The sequence below is a fragment of the Chryseobacterium sp. PvR013 genome (assembly GCF_017833095.1).
In the GTDB taxonomy this organism is placed as follows: Bacteria; Bacteroidota; Bacteroidia; order Flavobacteriales; family Weeksellaceae; genus Chryseobacterium; species Chryseobacterium culicis_A.
Map to the genome: position 1 here is coordinate 1,515,467 of NZ_JAFIBT010000001.1, position 18,458 is coordinate 1,533,924.

The 18,458-nt window shown below is 38.1% G+C and carries 16 protein-coding genes; 9 read left to right on the forward strand and 7 right to left on the reverse strand.

Annotated elements, in window-relative coordinates; all coding sequences use genetic code 11:
* Nucleotides 1-112: 112 nt before the first annotated feature.
* The 7 genes from JOE44_RS06855 to JOE44_RS06885 all read left to right on the forward strand — a co-directional run bounded on the left by JOE44_RS06855 (nucleotide 113) and on the right by JOE44_RS06885 (nucleotide 6,552).
* Nucleotides 113-565, forward strand: coding sequence for a hypothetical protein (locus tag JOE44_RS06855; RefSeq protein WP_209784909.1), 453 nt, complete (start codon nucleotides 113-115; stop codon nucleotides 563-565).
* Between the two features lie 58 nt (nucleotides 566-623).
* On the forward strand, nucleotides 624-1,652 hold the full coding sequence (gene nirK, locus JOE44_RS06860; protein ID WP_209784910.1) for a copper-containing nitrite reductase: 1,029 nt from the start codon (nucleotides 624-626) through the stop codon (nucleotides 1,650-1,652).
* Between the two features lie 168 nt (nucleotides 1,653-1,820).
* Nucleotides 1,821-2,519 carry a formylglycine-generating enzyme family protein gene (locus tag JOE44_RS06865; protein WP_209784911.1) on the forward strand — a complete coding sequence of 233 codons (699 nt, stop codon included), beginning with the start codon at nucleotides 1,821-1,823 and terminating at the stop codon, nucleotides 2,517-2,519.
* A gap of 5 nt (nucleotides 2,520-2,524) precedes the next feature.
* The gene (locus tag JOE44_RS06870) at nucleotides 2,525-3,088 is read left to right on the forward strand and encodes an SCO family protein (protein ID WP_209784912.1); all 564 of its coding nucleotides are present in this window, start codon (nucleotides 2,525-2,527) and stop codon (nucleotides 3,086-3,088) included.
* 12 nt (nucleotides 3,089-3,100) lie between these two features.
* A complete protein-coding gene (locus JOE44_RS06875) occupies nucleotides 3,101-3,526 on the forward strand; it encodes a c-type cytochrome (protein ID WP_209784913.1) in 426 nt (141 codons plus the stop codon).
* A 44-nt stretch (nucleotides 3,527-3,570) separates the two neighbouring features.
* On the forward strand, nucleotides 3,571-4,296 hold the full coding sequence (ric, locus tag JOE44_RS06880) for an iron-sulfur cluster repair di-iron protein (protein WP_209784914.1): 726 nt from the start codon (nucleotides 3,571-3,573) through the stop codon (nucleotides 4,294-4,296).
* Between the two features lie 12 nt (nucleotides 4,297-4,308).
* Nucleotides 4,309-6,552: a nitric-oxide reductase large subunit gene (locus JOE44_RS06885; protein WP_209784915.1), complete on the forward strand. Its 2,244-nt coding sequence runs from the start codon at nucleotides 4,309-4,311 to the stop codon at nucleotides 6,550-6,552.
* Between the two features lie 318 nt (nucleotides 6,553-6,870).
* Here JOE44_RS06885 and JOE44_RS06890 read toward each other — a convergent pair whose 3' ends face one another.
* The 6 genes from JOE44_RS06890 to JOE44_RS06915 form a co-directional block, all read right to left on the reverse strand.
* Nucleotides 6,871-10,356, reverse strand: coding sequence for a DUF2723 domain-containing protein (locus JOE44_RS06890; RefSeq protein ID WP_209784916.1), 3,486 nt, complete (start codon nucleotides 10,354-10,356; stop codon nucleotides 6,871-6,873).
* 87 nt (nucleotides 10,357-10,443) lie between these two features.
* Nucleotides 10,444-11,232, reverse strand: a complete 789-nt coding sequence (locus tag JOE44_RS06895; protein ID WP_209784917.1) for an SDR family oxidoreductase — start codon at nucleotides 11,230-11,232, stop codon at nucleotides 10,444-10,446.
* Nucleotides 11,233-11,328: 96 nt separating this feature from the next.
* A complete protein-coding gene (locus JOE44_RS06900) occupies nucleotides 11,329-11,718 on the reverse strand; it encodes a RidA family protein (RefSeq protein WP_209784918.1) in 390 nt (129 codons plus the stop codon).
* Nucleotides 11,719-11,818: 100 nt separating this feature from the next.
* On the reverse strand, nucleotides 11,819-12,382 hold the full coding sequence (locus tag JOE44_RS06905; RefSeq protein WP_209784919.1) for a Crp/Fnr family transcriptional regulator: 564 nt from the start codon (nucleotides 12,380-12,382) through the stop codon (nucleotides 11,819-11,821).
* Nucleotides 12,383-12,418: 36 nt separating this feature from the next.
* Entirely contained in the window at nucleotides 12,419-13,021 is a 603-nt protein-coding gene (locus tag JOE44_RS06910; RefSeq protein ID WP_209784920.1) for a TlpA disulfide reductase family protein, read from the reverse strand.
* A 156-nt stretch (nucleotides 13,022-13,177) separates the two neighbouring features.
* Complete coding sequence (locus tag JOE44_RS06915) at nucleotides 13,178-13,897, reverse strand: DUF6796 family protein (protein WP_209784921.1); 720 nt, start codon at nucleotides 13,895-13,897, stop codon at nucleotides 13,178-13,180.
* 416 nt (nucleotides 13,898-14,313) lie between these two features.
* Here JOE44_RS06915 and JOE44_RS06920 point away from each other — a divergent pair, with 416 nt between their 5' ends.
* Together JOE44_RS06920 and JOE44_RS06925 are read left to right on the forward strand one after the other, a co-directional pair.
* Complete coding sequence (locus JOE44_RS06920) at nucleotides 14,314-16,644, forward strand: TonB-dependent receptor (RefSeq protein WP_209784922.1); 2,331 nt, start codon at nucleotides 14,314-14,316, stop codon at nucleotides 16,642-16,644.
* A gap of 3 nt (nucleotides 16,645-16,647) precedes the next feature.
* Nucleotides 16,648-17,463 carry a DUF4249 domain-containing protein gene (locus JOE44_RS06925; protein ID WP_209784923.1) on the forward strand — a complete coding sequence of 272 codons (816 nt, stop codon included), beginning with the start codon at nucleotides 16,648-16,650 and terminating at the stop codon, nucleotides 17,461-17,463.
* 51 nt (nucleotides 17,464-17,514) lie between these two features.
* Here the strand turns inward: JOE44_RS06925 and JOE44_RS06930 are convergent, their stop codons facing one another.
* A complete protein-coding gene (locus JOE44_RS06930) occupies nucleotides 17,515-18,240 on the reverse strand; it encodes a YoaK family protein (protein WP_209784924.1) in 726 nt (241 codons plus the stop codon).
* Nucleotides 18,241-18,458: the final 218 nt, after the last annotated feature.

Sequence of the window (18,458 nt, forward strand, 5' to 3'; positions counted from 1 at the left end):
TCCTATTTTTAAAATTTAAAAAACTAAATATTTATCGATCATTAAACGACATTTTCTCAGAAAACAATTTAATAAAAGATAAAAAGGTATTAATATCTCAAATAATGAAAAAATGAAACTGAATGCTAAAAACCCTCTTGTGCTAATGATGCTTTGCCTGATGACAGGTGTTTTTGTCACGGTCAGTTTTCTGGAAACCCCCATGAAGTTTCAGGTTCCGGGAATGACACTTCCCGTAGCCCTTGAGCTGGGAATGATGATGTTCGGAATATCCACTAAAATACAATGTGTTTTCCTTATCCTTATTGTAGCAGGAATGCTCGTAAGCAGAAGAAAATATACGAAAACAGACTTTATAATAATAGCCGTTTTATTAGCCATCCTGCTGTTAGAAAAATTCTGGATGCTCCCTGTCCTGGATGATCGGGCTCAACTCTTATCAGCCGGAAAACCGGTTTTATCGTCAGAAATGCATAACTATTTCATCTATGCTGAATCTGCCAAAGCAATATTTCTGTGTATAGCCATCAGCTTACAATTTATAAAACAAAAAAATGAATACTGAAGCAATTCTGCACAATGTTTACTCCAGCAGAAAAATTTAAACTATTAATTCCCTTATTATGAAAAAAACAATTGTACTCACCACAGCATTATGCACAGTAATGATATTCAATGCCTGTAAACAAAGCATTTCATCAGATGGTGCCAATACGGAGAATATAAAAACGGATGGAACAAGTGAAGAATTAATAATGCCGGCTCCACCTCATGTTCCCGCCCCTGTTGGAACCAGTGCTGCTAAAAAAATCATTGTAAAACTGGAAACGATAGAGAAAACGGGAGAACTGGCAGATGGAACACAATATAATTTCTGGACTTTCAACGGAACAGTTCCCGGAAGCTTTATCCGGGCAAGAGTTGGAGATGATATTGAACTTCATCTTAAAAACCATGAAAATAATACCTTCCCCCATAATATTGACCTTCATGCTGTAAACGGACCTGGTGGTGGTGCTGAAGCTACTTTTGTAGCTCCCGGTAAAGAAGCTGTCTTTACTTTCAAAGCACTCAACCCCGGATTATATGTCTACCATTGTGCAACAGCACCTGTAGGAATGCATATTGCCAACGGAATGTACGGTCTTATTCTTATAGAGCCTGAAGGCGGCCTTCCAAAAGTAGACAAAGAATTCTATATCATGCAGGGGGATTTTTACACGAAAGGAAAATTCGGAGATAAAGGATTGCAGGAGTTTGACATGGATAAAGCGATTGCTGAGCATCCTGAATACGTAGTCTTCAATGGAAATACAGCCTCACTTTTAGGTGATAAAGAACTTCAGGTAAAAACAGGGGAAACAGTAAGGTTCTTTGTAGGGAACGGCGGTCCTAATCTTACCTCTTCTTTCCATATTATCGGAGAAATCTTTGACAAAGTATACATCGAAGGAGGCAGCAAAATAAATGATAATGTACAGACCACTGTAATTCCTCCCGGCGGGGCATCTATTGTAGAGTTTAAAGCTACAGTTCCCGGAGAATATGTGATTGTAGATCATGCAATTTTCAGGGCATTCAACAAAGGTGCTCTAGGCAAGATTAAAGTAACCGGACCAGAAAATCCGGCAGTGTATAAAAAGAATCAGTAATGAATTAAGGTTCATTGGGATTTTAAAAGAGAAACAATGAGAACTTTTGTAATTATAGTAGGTCTGACAGTCTGTTCAGTAATGACATTTTGTTCCGAAAAAACGAAAAGTGCGAAAGTAAAAATTCCGGTCCAAAAACATTTAAGCCTGATTGTAAGTCAGAAAAAAATGATCAAAATACAAGGAGGAACATATAAGGCATTCATTGGCAAAGATTCAGGAAGGATTGTAAGAGTACAGACTTTTTACCTGGATGACAGCCCTGTTACGAACCAGGAATATCTTGAATTTCTTAAAGCAAATCCTCAATGGACACGAAGCAAAGTACTAAGACTCTATGCAGACAGCAATTACCTGAAACACTGGAAAAGTGACTATGAAATCCCGGCAGGAATAAGCCCGGAAGCACCTGTCACCAATATTTCATGGTTTGCCGCTGAAGCGTATGCAAAAAGCACAGGAAAAAGACTTCCGGCAATCGACGAATGGGAATATGCGGCACTGGCAGATCAATATACTCCGGATGCCTCCAGGGATCCCGCTTTTACAGATTATATTCTGAAAGCTTATCAAAAAAAGGATAAAAACCAACAACCTATAAAACAAGAACCACCCAATTATTACGGAATTTATAATATGTACGGAATGGTTTGGGAATGGACTTATGATTTCAATTCGGTAATGATGAGTGGAGAATCCAGAAAAGATAATACGGTGAATGACAATCTCTTTTGTGCCGGAGCAGCAGTAACTTCTTCTGATCTAAGAAATTACGCAGCCTTTATCCGATATGCATTAAGAGGAAGTATAAAAGCAGATTACTGCCTTAATAATCTAGGATTCAGATGTGCTAAAAACAAAAATTGACTCTTATGAAAAATATAACCCTCATGCTGCTGGCTTTGATGATGATATCCTGCAGCAAGAAAAATGAAGAGATAAGTACTGATTCTATCTACAACGTACAGACAAACTGGGAGAAACAGGATGGTGAGAACATTACATTCTCGGATCTGAAAGGAAAAGTACTGGTGACTGCAATGATTTTCACTTCCTGTAAAACGGCCTGCCCAAAACTGACCGCAGAAATGAGAACAATCTCCCAGAAAGTAGGAAAAACAAATCCAGAGGATATTCAGTATGTATTAATTTCCATTGATCCGGAAAATGATACTCCAAAAGTAATGAAGAGATACCTGTATGTAAACCGGTTCGATGAAAAAGAATGGACTTTCATCCGGGGTAATGAAGAAGATACCAGAGAACTGGCCAATATAATGGCTGTAAAATATAAGCAGATATCTCCTATAGAATTCTCCCACTCCAACATCGTTACAGTGTATTCAAAAAAGGGAACTCTTGCTTTTCAAAAAGAAGGTCTCGATAGTGATTACGAAGCTATTGTGAGCGAAATAAAAAAACAAATACAACTTTAAATGGATAAGATTATGAAAAAATTACTTGTAGCAGTTTCACTGTTTTCACTTGCTGTAACGTCATGTTCCGATAAAAAAGGTACAGATCCCATTCCTCAGCCACAGGAAAGCAATACAATGCTGGAAGAACCAAAACCCCAGGAAGCAGCACCAGCCGCCACTCCACTTTCAGGAGCTGATGCAGAAATTACTGAAGGAAAATCACTTGTAGAAGGAACAGACTGTTTATCATGTCATAAAATCGATTCAAAACTTGTAGGCCCCGCCTATCAGGAAGTGGCAGCAAAGTATAAAGAAGCAGATTTTGATATGCTTGCACAGAAAATTATTGACGGTGGTAAAGGCAACTGGGGAGAAATTCCCATGACTCCCCACGCAGGATTGAGTAAAGATAACGCCAAGCTGATGGTAAAATATATTCTGTCACTTAAGAAATAGAGTAAAAAAATTTAAAATAATAAAAGATAAAAAAGTATTATATTATGAATACAAGAACAGACTTTATAGGAAATATGGTTGCTGAAGATTTCAGAACAGCAGCAATTTTTAAAAGACATGGTATTGATTTTTGCTGTAAAGGCGGAAGAACCATTGAAGATGCCTGCAGTAATAAAAAACTTGATGCTGAAAGTATTTATGAAGAACTGGAAGCACTTCCAAAAAATGAAGGTACTGCCATAGATTTCAACAGCTGGCCTCTGGATCTTCTGACGGATTATATTGAGAAAACACACCATCGTTATGTAGAAGAAAAAACTCCTGTTTTGCAGGCATTTCTTGATAAGCTTTGTAAAGTTCACGGAGGAAGACATCCGGAGCTGTTCGAAATTAACACCTTATTTAATGACTCTGCACACGATCTGGCTGCTCATATGAAAAAAGAAGAATTGATTCTTTTCCCTTTTGTACGGAATATGGTAAAAGCTAAAATATCAGGTACATCCCTTCCCCAGGCTCATTTTGGAACAGTAGAAAATCCTGTCCATATGATGGAACACGAACATACAGTAGAAGGTGAACGTTTCAGAAGAATTGCAGAAATCACCAATGAATATCTTCCACCTGCAGATGCCTGCAATACCTACAAAGTAGCTTTTGCCATGCTTCAGGATTTTGAAAATGATTTACATAAACATATCCATCTTGAAAATAATATCCTTTTCCCAAAAGCTATCCGACTGGAGAAAGAATTTGCCGTTGAATCTTAAAAACTAAACAGAATGACACCTAAAAAACTTTGGATATGGCTGGCGGTAGTAATGGTTGCTTCGTTTGCTGTTCTTATCTTCTATGGAACTGAAATTTACAGAAAAATCCCTCCAATTCCTGACAAAGTAGTAAGCACAGACGGAACTGTTATTGCTACCGGACAAGATATTAAAGACGGACAAAACGTCTGGCAGTCTATCGGCGGACAAACCGTAGGAAGTATCTGGGGACATGGTGCCTATATTGCTCCGGACTGGACGGCCGATTACCTCCACCGGGAATCTGTTCTGCTGCTTGATGAACTGGCGAAAAAGGATGGAAAAATTTACAAAGAACTTCCAGATGAAGAACAGGCCAAATATCAGGTACTGCTGAAAAAAGAACTTCGTACCAACACCTTTAATGAAAGCAATAACGAAATTATTTTCTCCCCAGAACGGGCTGAAGTACAGAAAAAGCTTTCCCTGTATTATTCAAAATTATTCATGGATGATGCTTCTATGGCAAAACTTCGTGATCAGTATGCTATTCCGAAAAATACGATCAAAGATACCGGAAGAATGGCCAAAATGAATGCTTTCTTTGCATGGAGTACCTGGGTTTGTATTACGGAAAGGCCGGGAGATGATGTGACCTATACCAATAACTGGCCTCATGATGAATCGGTTGGAAATGTTCCTCCGCCTTCCCTGCATGTATGGTCTGGTTTCAGTATATTACTTTTATTAGGATGCGTAGGCCTTTTGGTGTTTTATCATGCCAGAAACAAAGAAGAAGAAATCAGTGAAGCGCTTCCACACGAAGATCCGCTGCGAAGCATGAAACCTACTCCATCCATGAAGGCGACTTTAAAGTACATATGGGTTGTTGCCCTATTAATCCTTGTTCAAATGCTTGCCGGAGTGGTGACTGCTCATTACGGAGTGGAAGGAAGCGGATTTTATGGTATTCCTTTGGATCAGTTTCTACCACAATCGGTTTCCAGAAGCTGGCATGTACAGCTGGCCATATTCTGGATTGCTACCTCATGGCTGGCAACCGGACTTTATATTGCTCCTGCCGTTTCAGGGTATGAACCAAAGTATCAGAAACTGGGCGTAAATATTTTATTTGGAGCTTTACTGATCGTTGTGCTGGGATCTTTAACCGGACAGTGGCTCGGGGTTATGCAAAAACTGGGTCTGGTAGATAATTTCCTTTGGGGACATCAGGGGTATGAATATGTAGAACTGGGAAGAGTCTGGCAGATCTTACTGCTCATCGGGCTTATTCTCTGGCTGGTTTTAATGGTTCGGGCTCTTCTTCCTGCTTTGAAGCGGAAAGATGGAGACCGTCATTTGCTGACCCTGTTTACTCTTTCATCAGTAGCCATTGCATTATTTTATGGAGCCGGACTCATGTATGGAAGACAAACCCATATGGCGATTGCAGAATATTGGCGATGGTGGGTAGTTCACCTTTGGGTAGAAGGTTTTTTTGAAGTATTCGCAACCGTAGTGGCTGCCTTTTTATTTACAAGATTAGGATTGCTGAGACTAAAATCTGCTACCAATGCCGTTTTATTCTCAACTATTATCTTTCTTGGCGGAGGTATATTGGGAACATTCCATCATCTGTATTTCAGTGCTACCCCTACAGCTGTTCTGGCATTAGGAGCTACTTTCAGTGCCCTGGAAATAGTACCGCTTGTTCTGATTGGTTATGAAGCCTATCAAAATTATCAGCTGAGTAAATCCACCCAATGGATTCAAGCCTACAAATGGCCTATCTACTGCTTCATTGCCATGTGTTTCTGGAATTTCCTCGGGGCAGGAATCTTCGGATTTGCTATCAATCCTCCTATTGCTCTTTACTATATTCAGGGATTGAATACCACTGCTGTGCATGGCCATGCAGCTTTATTTGGAGTCTATGGAATTCTGGGAATCGGATTAATGATGTTTGTTTTGCGAGGACTTTATCCTGACCGGCAGTGGAATGATAAATTAATAGGATGGGCTTTCTGGCTTATCAATATCGGGTTGCTGGTGATGGTAACGATTAGTCTTCTTCCCATAGGTATTATGCAGTCCGTAGCTTCTATAAAAGAAGGATACTGGTATGCAAGATCTGCAGAATTTATGCAGACTGATACCATGCATTTTCTGAGATGGCTGCGTGTACCCGGAGATATTTTACTGGCTGCTGGTGAACTGCTTTTCGTTATTTTCATCATGGGACTAAAATTTGGATGGTCGTTGAAAGAAAAACGTTAGTATGAATCTCGTAGGATTTTTAATCTTTACAATTTGATGATTTTTACATTACCTGAACTTAATTTTTAGCGCAAAGGAATATTATCATTATGTTTATTTAAGGAAGCGAAGAAGAGCAACTTTGTCGCGGATGAAGCGTTATGGTAATACATTCGCTTAAAAATGATCAATGAAATTGATCAAACCTCTTTGCTACCTTACAATCATAAGAATTACAGATAAAGCTTTGCGTTGATAAAATGAGATTCTATTATTTCATTCTGATTTACATAAAAAAAGCCTTTAAATCGAGTATTTAAAGGCTTTTTATTTGGTAATTTATTGTGTTGCTTTCATCATTGCATCGGTAATTTCAATTTCCTTTTTCCTGGAATAAGTAGAGTCAAAAGGTTCCATCACATTGAATAAATACTGATAAAAAGGAGCAATCTGACGTACATTTTCAGATTCCTTCACTGCTTTATTTTTGTCCATTTGCTGCAATCTTTTTATAAAAACACTGAATTTCTTATCAATAGGCTCAATAGATTTTAAAAGGTATTCATAACCTTTTTCTCTCTGTCCTAAGGTCTTGTAAGCATCCGTTACCGCTGCTACAACCAGTGCATATTCCATCGGTTTTGACCTCATCTGTCTTCTGGCCATTGCTTTAAATGACGGAGAGAGATTCTGATAGTAATCATATTCTTCAAATATTTCTTTTTTAAGGGTTTCTGCCAGCTGAAGACCTTTCTGCTCCTGCCCTGCAACAATATATCCGGTAACCATTGCACTTAATGATCGCGGATCATTGTACTTCTCCGCAGGAATTTCTTTGGCAGCAAGATCCAGTAATTCCAGCGCCTTAGCTTTTTGTCCGCTTAAAACAAGTGCCGAAACAGCCCTGCTCACAGACATTCTGTAACCCAGAATATTGGAAGTAGCCGTTTCATCATAATAAATACTGAGATCTTTAAAATTGCCCCATCTGAAGTTTTTCACCACCTGATAAAGAGAGTTGGTATCTACCCTTCCCTTATCTCCGTCCGGACTTTGAGGTGTACGAATAGGAATCAGCCTGTAGCTGAAGCCATCAAACTGAAGATAATCATCTAGATAAAAAATATTTTCACTGTCATACATTCCGCCTGAAGAGAAATTTACAGGTCGCTTCCAATCAAAATTGGCCAGCATATCAAGCATCATCAGGTTACTTTTATAAAGTGTATTTGCTTCGTAATTGATCATAATCTGATCCACAGCGTTGGGAAGATCAGCCTGATTAATGATTCCAGATTTCACGGCATTTTCTTTATTTACCGGAAGTATAAATTTACTGACCGGAAGAATATTGTATTTTTCATATTGTTTGTCCCCAAAGTACATCTTCAGCAATTCGTCTTTTTCGGATGATTTTAATTTCAGGAATTTCATAGCATCCTTCAAAGTCAAGGAATCCTGTGTCAGATATTTTCTAAAATCCTGGAAAGTGGTGTCCGGAGCTCCCTGTTCTTTAAGCATTTGGAAAAGTCCTTCCCAATCCTCTTTTTTCATCAGATATACCTGATCATTTACGCCATCCCGATACTCTTCATGAGTCAATTCACCTGGAATTCCCATTGCATTGTATGTTCTTCTTTTTACCTGATCGATATTCCATGGAGTGGCCAAAAGGGTAAAATTTACCGTTTTTACATCATCCCTGAACCTTTCTGTTTCCTGAATTGCCCATACCGGAAAAGTATCATTATCCCCATAAATAAACATGATATCATTTTTAGGAAGTGACCGTAAAAATGAATAGGCATAATCGCGGGCTGCTGTTTTTTTGCTTCTGTCGTGAGAAGTATAATTCTGGAATCCCATCATCAAAGGAATTCCTAATAAAATAACTCCCGGAAGAATATTGGAAACCTTGGATTTCACCTTAGACTGAATCATCAAAAGGATGGCTCCTGCTCCCAGACCAATCCAGATGGCAAAGGCATAAAATGAGCCTACCATGGCATAATCTCTTTCTCTTACTTCAAATGGTTTTACTCCGGTATAGAAAACAATTCCCATACTTGTCAGAATAAACAGGGAAAAAATGGCATAAAACCGTCCAAAATCTCTGTTCAGCTGGAAAAAGAAACCAATCAATCCTACAATCAATGGAAGAAAGAAAAACTTTACGGTACTTTCATTTTTAAATTGGGCAGGCATATGATCCTGATCTCCAAGCAAAGCATTATCGATAAAAGAAATCCCTGATATCCAGTTTCCTTTGGTATTTTCCATATGGCCCTGAAAATCATTCTGTCTTCCTACAAAATTCCACATCAGATATCTGACAAAATAATATCCGTTCTGGAATGAAATAAAATAATCCATATTCTGGGCAAAAGAAGGACGCTGCACCTTGATAAGATCATAAGGTTTTACTTTCAGATAATCTTCTGCTGTGATGGAATCTCCTTCATATTTCGCCCTCAGTTCTTCAAAAATACGTTTGGCCTCCGGATTGTCTGCAACATCTTCGTTATCATAATTAAAAGTAAAATCTGGAGCTCCATATAAAGAAATATAGTTTGCCGTTACCTCTTTATCTTCATTGAACATCCTTGGCATAAAACTTATGTGCGATTTATTAAACACATAGTTGAATCTTTCTCCGGTCTTTCTGTACGTTCCGGATTTTTCATCTTTTTCGTAAATATCTCCGGTGATTTCCCTTTTGTAACTTCCGTCTTCATCTTTTTCCAGTCCGTTTTTATCAAGAAATGCGGTGTAATTCTGTCCGTAAATAGTAGGCCAGTCACCATATTGTACTCTGTTATAATAATCTCTCATCCCGATCGCCGTATCTGGATCATTAAGATTCATCGGAGGATTGGCATTGGCTCTGATGGGAATTACCAGCCAGCAAGAAAATCCAATGATCATATAGACAATGGATAAAACTACAGTTTGGTATATCTTTCTTTTCGTGTTTCTGGCATATTTAATCAGTAAATAACAGATTACTGTCATGAGAATAAATGCAGCAACGGTTCCTGAATGGAAAGGAAGCCCAACACCATTCACTAAAAAAATCTCAAGCTTTCCAAACAAGGTCATGATCAAAGGGAAAATAATCTTGAACACCAAGGCCAAAATTCCCAATGTGATTCCATTAGCCAGCATAAAACTCTTCCAGGAAAAAGTATAGTTTCTGGCATAATAGACAAGGCAGATAGCAGGAATTGCCAGCATACACATCATATGTACTCCCACAGAAAGTCCTATGATAAAGAAAATAAGAATAACCCATCTTTCGTTATCAATAGCTTTGTATTCGTTTTCCCATTTGGTGATGAGCCATACCAGCAAAGCAATAAACATGGAAGCCATTGCATACACTTCTCCTTCTACTGCTGAAAACCAAAATGTATCTGAAAATGTAAAACATAAAGCTCCGATCACTCCGGAAAACAGAATCGCAATTTCCTGACGTTTTGTAAGTTCCTCAAAATCTTTATGTAAAAGTCGTCTTAAAAAATGGGTAATTGTCCAGAACAGGAACAAAATGGTAAAAGCACTGAATAACGCTGACATAGCATTGATCACAATAGAATAATTTTCAGCATTTCCCAATGCAAAAATACTTGCCACGGCTCCCATAATCTGGAATAAAGCGGCGCCCGGAGCGTGAGTTACTTCCAGTTTTACCGCTGAAGAGATATATTCTCCACAATCCCAAAAACTCAAAGAATGTTCTATCGTTGAAAGATAAGTAATAAGTGCAATAGCGAAAAGGAACCATCCCAGCACGGTGTTCCATTTTTTAAAAGGCCAGTTTTTCATATAATATTTTCCAATATTCATATGACAACCAGAGGAAAGAGTTTATTACATGAAAATTTTATTTATTTTCTTAATAATTGATTGATATCAATACGTATTATTCAAGCCTCCATCCAAAGGAATACTTGTTCCGGTAAGATAGCCTGCATATTCTGAAGCGAGAAAAGCTACAAGATGTCCATATTCTTCAGGTTTTCCGAATCTTTTCATAGGAATTTTATTTTCCCTCGCCATTCTTATTTCTTCTGCCGTAGCGCCCGTTTGCTGAGCCTCATGCGCAACCAGTTTTTGAATTCGTTCAGTATCAAAATACCCTGTTAAAACATTATTTACTGTAATATTATGTTCGGCAATCTCATTGGAAAGAGTTTTTGCCCAGGCAATTACTGCAGAGCGGATAGAATTTGATAGGGCCAGGTTTCCGATCGGTTCTTTTACTGATAAAGAAGAAACATTGATGATACGTCCATTTCCCTGTTTGATCATATGTGGCAGAGCCAATAATGTCGTTTCACAAACTGTTTTAAAAAGAATATCAAATGCTTTCTGATAATCCTCGGTATTCTTATCCTGTGCTAAACCAGGTTCCGGTCCATTGGTATTATTAACCAGAATATCTACGGAATGATCATTGAAATATCCTGCTATTATTTTCTTATACCTTTCAAAATCTGAAAAGTCAGCGACCAGATAGCCGTGTTTCTGATCAGAAGTGATGACCGGCAGTGAAGAAACAAAGTCTTTAAGTTTTGTTTCATTACGAGCCATAACGGTAACATTAGCGCCACATTTTGCCAGTTCTAAAGCAACTCCTGCTCCTATTCCCTGAGTTGCTCCTCCTACTAAAGCATTTTTTGAAAAAAGTTGAATATTCATATGATCTTTGGATATACTAATTGGTATAGGATAAATGTAAGAAAAAACCTCCAAATTATATTTTGAAGGTTTAATTTTTTAAGCTCTGTTTCTCATTTATTTTACGGCTGTAGCTTCAAGTTCCACCTTTAAAGTTTCAAACAAACCTTTTACTTCAAGCATCGTTACGGCCTGTTGAAGCTTATGCCTTGCAATCCACTCCTGAAGAATGGGAAAGTGAGGCCAGAGCTCTTCAGTAGAGGTTGTATAGATATTTAATCTTACTATATTTCCACATTCATATCCTGCGGAGGTGATCAACTCTTCCAGATTGGTAATAGCCTGTTCCAGCTGAGATTTCATATCTTTATCACTGGATATTCCATCAGGATCAATAGCTGCCTGTCCGGAGCAGTATAAAGTACTCTCCACATTTTTTACTTCTACAGCTTGTGAGTAGCTTCTCTCCTCCTGCCATTTCCAGGGATTAACTGTTCTTTTTTCCATTGTATTGAATTTGTTATCTGTTATTACCATACAAAATTGCACAACAGATACAGTAAATTCGTGTGATCCCGATCACGATTATCATGTGAGTACAATCACTTTACAGAGGCAGGCGGCTCAAAGTTTCTCTGGAAACGCCTAAGTAAGCTGCTAAAAGAGACTTCGGAACGCGCTGGACAAGAGATGGGTATTTTTTCAAAAGCTGGTCATACCGTTCTTTTATTCCCGTTGTCATCATGGAAATAGTACGCTGCTGAGCCGATATGAAACCCATATAAGCTTTTTCAAGGAAGAAATGCTCCAGTTTTGGAAGTTGGGCACAGAGTTTTTTGTAATCGGCTAACGTAAGGCATAATACTTCTGTATCTTCTATACATTCCAGAGACATGGTTGCTGTATTTTGCTGATAATAAGCGGGAAAATCTGTTTCCCACCAGTCTTCCATGGCAAACCCTACAATATGTTCTTTCCCTGTTTTGTCTGTATACACCAATTTCAGCAGGCCTTTCAATACAAAATAATTGTAAGGTACTGCTTCTCCTTCCTGCACTAAAAACTGATGCTTTTTATATTTTTTACAGGTGAAACAGGATGATATGAATTCAAATTCATCATCATTAAGAGGAGTTATTTTTTCGAAGTGATTTCGCAGCTGATCCAGCATATTCAGTTTCTTTACCCTATAAATTACACTTTAAACCTAAGGTTTCTCTTTCAGCAATTCGTCCATCTGTTTATAAAATGAATCTTTACTGTAATCTGCAAATCCTTTATGATACAAACGGATTTCCCCTTTTTTATCCAGTACAACAGTAGTAGGCAAAGAACCGCTATAAAGTACAGCAGGAATATTTCCGGCCGGCACCAGAAAAGGAACCGTAAAGCCTTCTTTCCTTAAATAAGATTTTCCTAAGGCAACATTATCATCAAGATTTACGGTAAGAAATACCATATCAGGATTGTTTTTATATTGATCATATAGTTTCTGGACAGACGGGAACTCTGCTCTGCACGGAGGACACCATGATGCCCAAAAGTTAATGAAAACTACTTTATTCCGGAAGGCAGAAATATCTATGATCTTTTCATCCTCATTTTTCAGAATAAATCCGGCATAGGAGACTCTGGTTGAATTATTTTTTGTTTCTTTTGGTTCTGATATGCTGGAATTGAGAATTCCTGTGGAAGCAACCTGTCTCATCAGCCAAACTTTTGCATCTTTATTCACTAAGATGACCATAAACAATATCGTGAGTATTGTAGTAGAAACATTTTTCCTTAGCCATGTTTTCAGATTTTCCATTTTCTTCCGCTTAATTCTTAGCCAATATAAGATTAATATTTGATCAAAAGTCCGGAAGGATTGTTTTTACAATAAAAAGCCTTCAAATATTTAGATTTAAAGGCCTTCCTCTGTGTTTTTACTTTAAGTTATGATCATGGTAAGATTCTTTAAAAGCTATATTTTATTCAACAGTTTCTTTCTGAAAATAAAAAGCAGCGAACTGAAAAATGTCAGATAGGCAATATTGAATATTGCACCTCCCACCCAACCAGAAAAAGGAAGCGGTAAGAGTCCTTTTATAGGGATAATACATAAAGTCAGTACAAATGGAGTCAGCAAAGCCATCCATCCCGGCAGCAGTGTTTTATTTAAAAGAATACATACAGCCAATGAAACCCAGCCTACCGCCAATACTCCAATAGCCATTCCCCAGGCGATATTCAGCATTTTCATAAAGCCTCTTCCTGTTTCCAGAAGATAAGGATGGGCAACAGAATCGGTATGATAAACCGCCTTATAAATCTCTCCAACATAGAAGAATCCGGCATGCCCTAAAGGCGACAAAACTGCCCCGGCCAATAAAATCCAATACACAAAGACTGCATACCATTTCTGGGTATCTTTGAAAAACTGATACACCAGCCATGTGACAGGAAGCAGCAAAGGACCAGTAAGCGCTCCGATCAAAGCTCCAAACATCAATCTGGAAGTGGAACCTTCCAACATTAAAGTGGCAAATTCAACATTTACCTGATCTGCATAGGTCTTTGAAAATAATGGATAATCTGAAGGATCCGGATCAAATCTGGCAACATAAACATCACCGATGATCCAACACACTGAAACGGCAATGGCAGCTGCAAAAGACCAGTTTATTTTGGCTGAAAATTTCATAATTTTTATATCATTAATGGTTAGCAAACTTTACATTATTCCTTTGTATAGGTTCTTCATGAGGAATTAGAAAAGCGAATTCTTATTATTAAGAACAATTCTAAATAATAATTATCTTTGCTGATCGATTTCTTATACCTGACCATAATAAAATTCAACTCATCATCGTTAATAATTTGTTTTTAACAAAATCCACTGAAAAACAACAATAAATCAATATACAATGCATAATATTATTTTTTGTGTAACAGTCTTATTTTATCCTTGCTATTACCATTTTCAAAAACATATTTTTCCAATGGATTTATTTCATAATTAAATTGTTACATGTAACAAATCCTCTGTTCATCCAACTAATCGTACATCATCAAAACATTAATTCATATACAAGAGATCTACTACTTTAAAATAAACTAATGCAAACATCCTTTCTAAAAATTACCGCTGCCACCGCTGCACTCTGTTTCAGTACCCTGGCAATGGCCCAACAAAACTATTCTGTAAGTGGAACCGTGAAAGACAAAAAAAACGGTGAATTGCTCATCGGAGTATCTGTAAAAGTAAGCGAAGATCCCACCATCAATGTTGTTGCCAATGAATATGGCTTTTATTCCCTGTCACTGCCTGAAGGGAATTATACCCTTATCATTTCTTACCCTGGATATAGAGATTTTGAACAGCAGATCAAAGTAGACCAGAATATAAAGCTTGATCTGCCTCTTCTTCCTGCGGAGACAGAAGCAAAAGCGATTGATGAAGTGGTAATAACCGGAATAAAAAAGGATAAAAACTTAACCTCAGCGCAAATGGGAGCAGAAACGCTGAGCATTAAAAATATAGAAAAACTTCCTGTTCTTTTTGGAGAAAAGGATGTCATGAAAACCATTCAGCTTTTACCGGGTATTAAAAGTAACGGTGAAGGAAGCAGCGGATTCAGTGTAAGAGGTGGTGCTACCGACCAAAACCTGATATTACTGGATGAAGCTCCGGTTTATAACGCCTCTCACCTTCTAGGGTTTTTCAGTACATTCAACAGTGATGCCCTGAAAGATGCCAGCATCATTAAAGGAAACAGTCCGGCTCAATATGGAGGTCGACTTTCTTCTGTGCTGGATGTCAAAATGAAAGACGGAAACAATAAAGATTATAACGTCAACGGAGGAATTGGTCTGATCAGCAGCAGACTGAGTGTGGAAGGTCCTATTCAAAAGGAAAAATCTTCATTCATTGTTTCAGGAAGAAGAACCTATGCCGATTTGTTTCTTAAAACCAATAAAGATTATAAAGACAACAAGTTATATTTTTATGATCTCAATCTGAAAGCCAATTATCAGATCAATGAAAACAACCGTATTTACCTTTCCGGATATTTCGGAAGAGATGTTTTGGGACTGGGAGATACTTTCAATACAGATTGGGGAAATACAACGGCTACGTTGAGATGGAACAGCATCATCAGCAGTAAATTATTCTCCAATACGTCTTTCATCTACAGTAATTATGATTATAAAATCAGTCTGAAAAATGATGATACCGTATTTGATTTAAATTCAAAAATCCGTGACTGGAATCTTAAGCAGGACTTTACCTGGTTTGCCGGAAACAAACACTCTGTACGTTTCGGTCTGCAGTCTATTTATCATACGCTAACTCCGAGCAGTGCTTCCGGAACTACGGTGAGCAGTTTTACAAGAAATCCGAGATACTCGTGGGAAAATGCCGTGTACATCAATGATGATTATAAAGCCACGGAAAAGCTTACCATCAATTATGGAGCAAGGCTTTCCATGTTCAGTGTATTGGGAGGCGATACATTCAATACCTATGAGAATGGTGTGCTTACCGACAGCCAGTTTTTAGAGAAAGGAAAATTCGGGAAAACATATGTGAATATTGAACCGCGTATTAGTGCCAACTACCGCATCAACGAAGTCAGCAGTGTAAAAGGAGGATATTCCCGAAATACCCAGAATCTTCATCTTTTAAGCAACAGCAACAGCGGAAATCCTACCGATCAGTGGATAGGAAGCAGCTATACCGTAAAACCGGAAATTGCAGATCAGATCAGCGTGGGCTACAGCAGGAATTTCAACAACAATAATTATGAGTTGAATGCTGAAGTTTATTATAAAGACATGAAAAACCAGATCGACTTCAAAAATGGGGCTCAGATTGGTTTTGACACTGGATCCGATGTAGAAAGTGAACTGTTATTTGGGAAAGGAAGAGCCTACGGTCTGGAACTTATTGCCAAAAAGAAAAGCGGAAAACTGACAGGATGGATTTCCTATACGCTCTCTAAAACAGAAAGAAAGATTAACGGAATCAATAATAATGAGTGGTATAATGCCAGAATGGATAAGACTCATGATCTTTCTATTGTTGCTACTTACCAGCTTAATCCAAAATGGAGTTTTTCAGGATTGTTTGTATATAGCACAGGGAATGCGGTTACCTTCCCTACCGGAAAATATGAGTTGAACGGGCAAACGATCTTCCAGTACAGCAACAGAAATGCTGACAGAATGCCGGCCTATCACAGAATGGATCTGAGTGCAACGTATGAACCAAGTTCCAATAAACGCTTCCGTGGTTCATGGACATTCGGTATTTACAATCTTTATGGCCGTGAAAATGCTTACACTATTAATTTCGAGGACAATCCAGACCGTCCCGGAACTACGCGTGCCATGCAGACCTCTTTATTCCGCTGGGTACCCAACATCACTTATAACTTCAAATTCTAAATCATGAAAAATACATTTTATATCATAGTATCTCTTTTTGCATTAACCTCTTGTGAAAAGGAGATCGATCTGGATCTGAATGATCAAAGCGGGAATATTGTTATTGAAGGAAATATAACCAATCAATCCGGACCTTATACGGTAAAAATAACAAAATCAGTAAGTTTCTCAGAACCGAATCAATATCCGGCGGTCACGGGAGCTCAGGTCATTCTAAGTGATGATATGGGACAAACCGAAACCCTTCAGTATGCAGGAAACGGTATGTACCAAACGACAACTTTCGCCGGAGAGCCCGGCAGAACCTATACCCTGAAGGTACAGGCCGAGGGAAAACAGTATACTGCTCAAAGTACAATGCCTGAAGTAGTCTATTTCGATGGATTGAAACAGAGTTCGTTTAAATTTGGGGATAAAATTACTTATACCCTATTGCCACTCTTTACAGATCCAATGCCACTGGGAAACCGTTATCTTTTTAGTTTTACGATCAATGATCTTCCCAAAAAATACATGAATACTTTTTCAGACAATGTAAACAACGGATTGCCTAACCAACAGCCTTTGATTCTACCTAATGACGATAATAAAGGCAGAGACCATGAAGTGGTAGTAGGTGATAAAATCCATGTGGAAATGCAGTCTATTGACACCAATATATTCACTTATTACAGTGCCTTACTTCAGATTTCCGGCGGCAATGGCGGAACCGCTACTCCGGCCAATCCTCCAAGTAACATCAGCAATGGAGCTTTGGGATACTTTTCAGCTCATACAACAGATACGGAGACTTTTGTCATCCAGCCTGTTACTCCATAAATGTAAAAAAGGATATTTCCACTACGGAATATCCTTTTTTTATTCTCTGTTCTATCTTAATCTCCTTTTTAAAGCGTAATACCTGTACAGGAGTTTATCATACCTGACCACACAAAACAGCAAACCTGCAGTTGCAATCAGTGTTTTTAAATAGATCATACTATAGACAAAACCACCCATCATACATCCCGAAAAAAAGCAGGCAATAATGACCAGTTTCAGGGTGATATTCTTTTTAAGCTGACGCTGTTCATTTTCCCGCTCCTTAAAAAACAGTTTTGAAAGTTCTATTCCCAAATCGGTAAACAATCCCGTAAGATGAGTGGTTCTCACTACAGACTGGGATACTCTTGTCACCAATGAATTCTGAACGCCCATGGCAAAAAGCAAAAGTCCGGCAATAGTATAAGGTGATATTGAAATTCCGAGTATCTTATCATCTGCTATTCCCACAAAACCCAATATCAGAATTTCGGTAATCAAAGGAATGAGATGCGGACGGAACATTCTGCGCCCGGACGAAAATTCAACCATAAAACTTGAACAGAAAGCTCCTCCCAGAAAACATAGAATGAAGATAAAGTAAGTAAAGGCTTGGCTGTAATGATCGAGAAGAATCTCTTCGGAAAAGAAGGCAAAATGGCCCGTTATATTAGTGGTAAGTACCTTAACAGATAAAACACCTACAATATTCACGATCCCGGCAACAAATGACAGAGCTGAAGCCAGTTTGAGATTGTGAAAATAAGTTCTGTTTTTCCCTCTGTGTCTGAACATTTTAAACTTCTGTAAGGGTGGTATCTCCTGCTATCTTTTATAACTTAAAAACAGCTGGATAAGATAAATAAGTAAAAAAATAAATAAGAAATGTCAGCATACAGCTGTGAAAAACATATCCGCTTAAGTATTTATCCAGTGTTCTATATAGATTTACTACATCCTTTTTACCATAAAATTCTACTTTTTTGTAATAAACAATGGGTCTGCCAATGAAG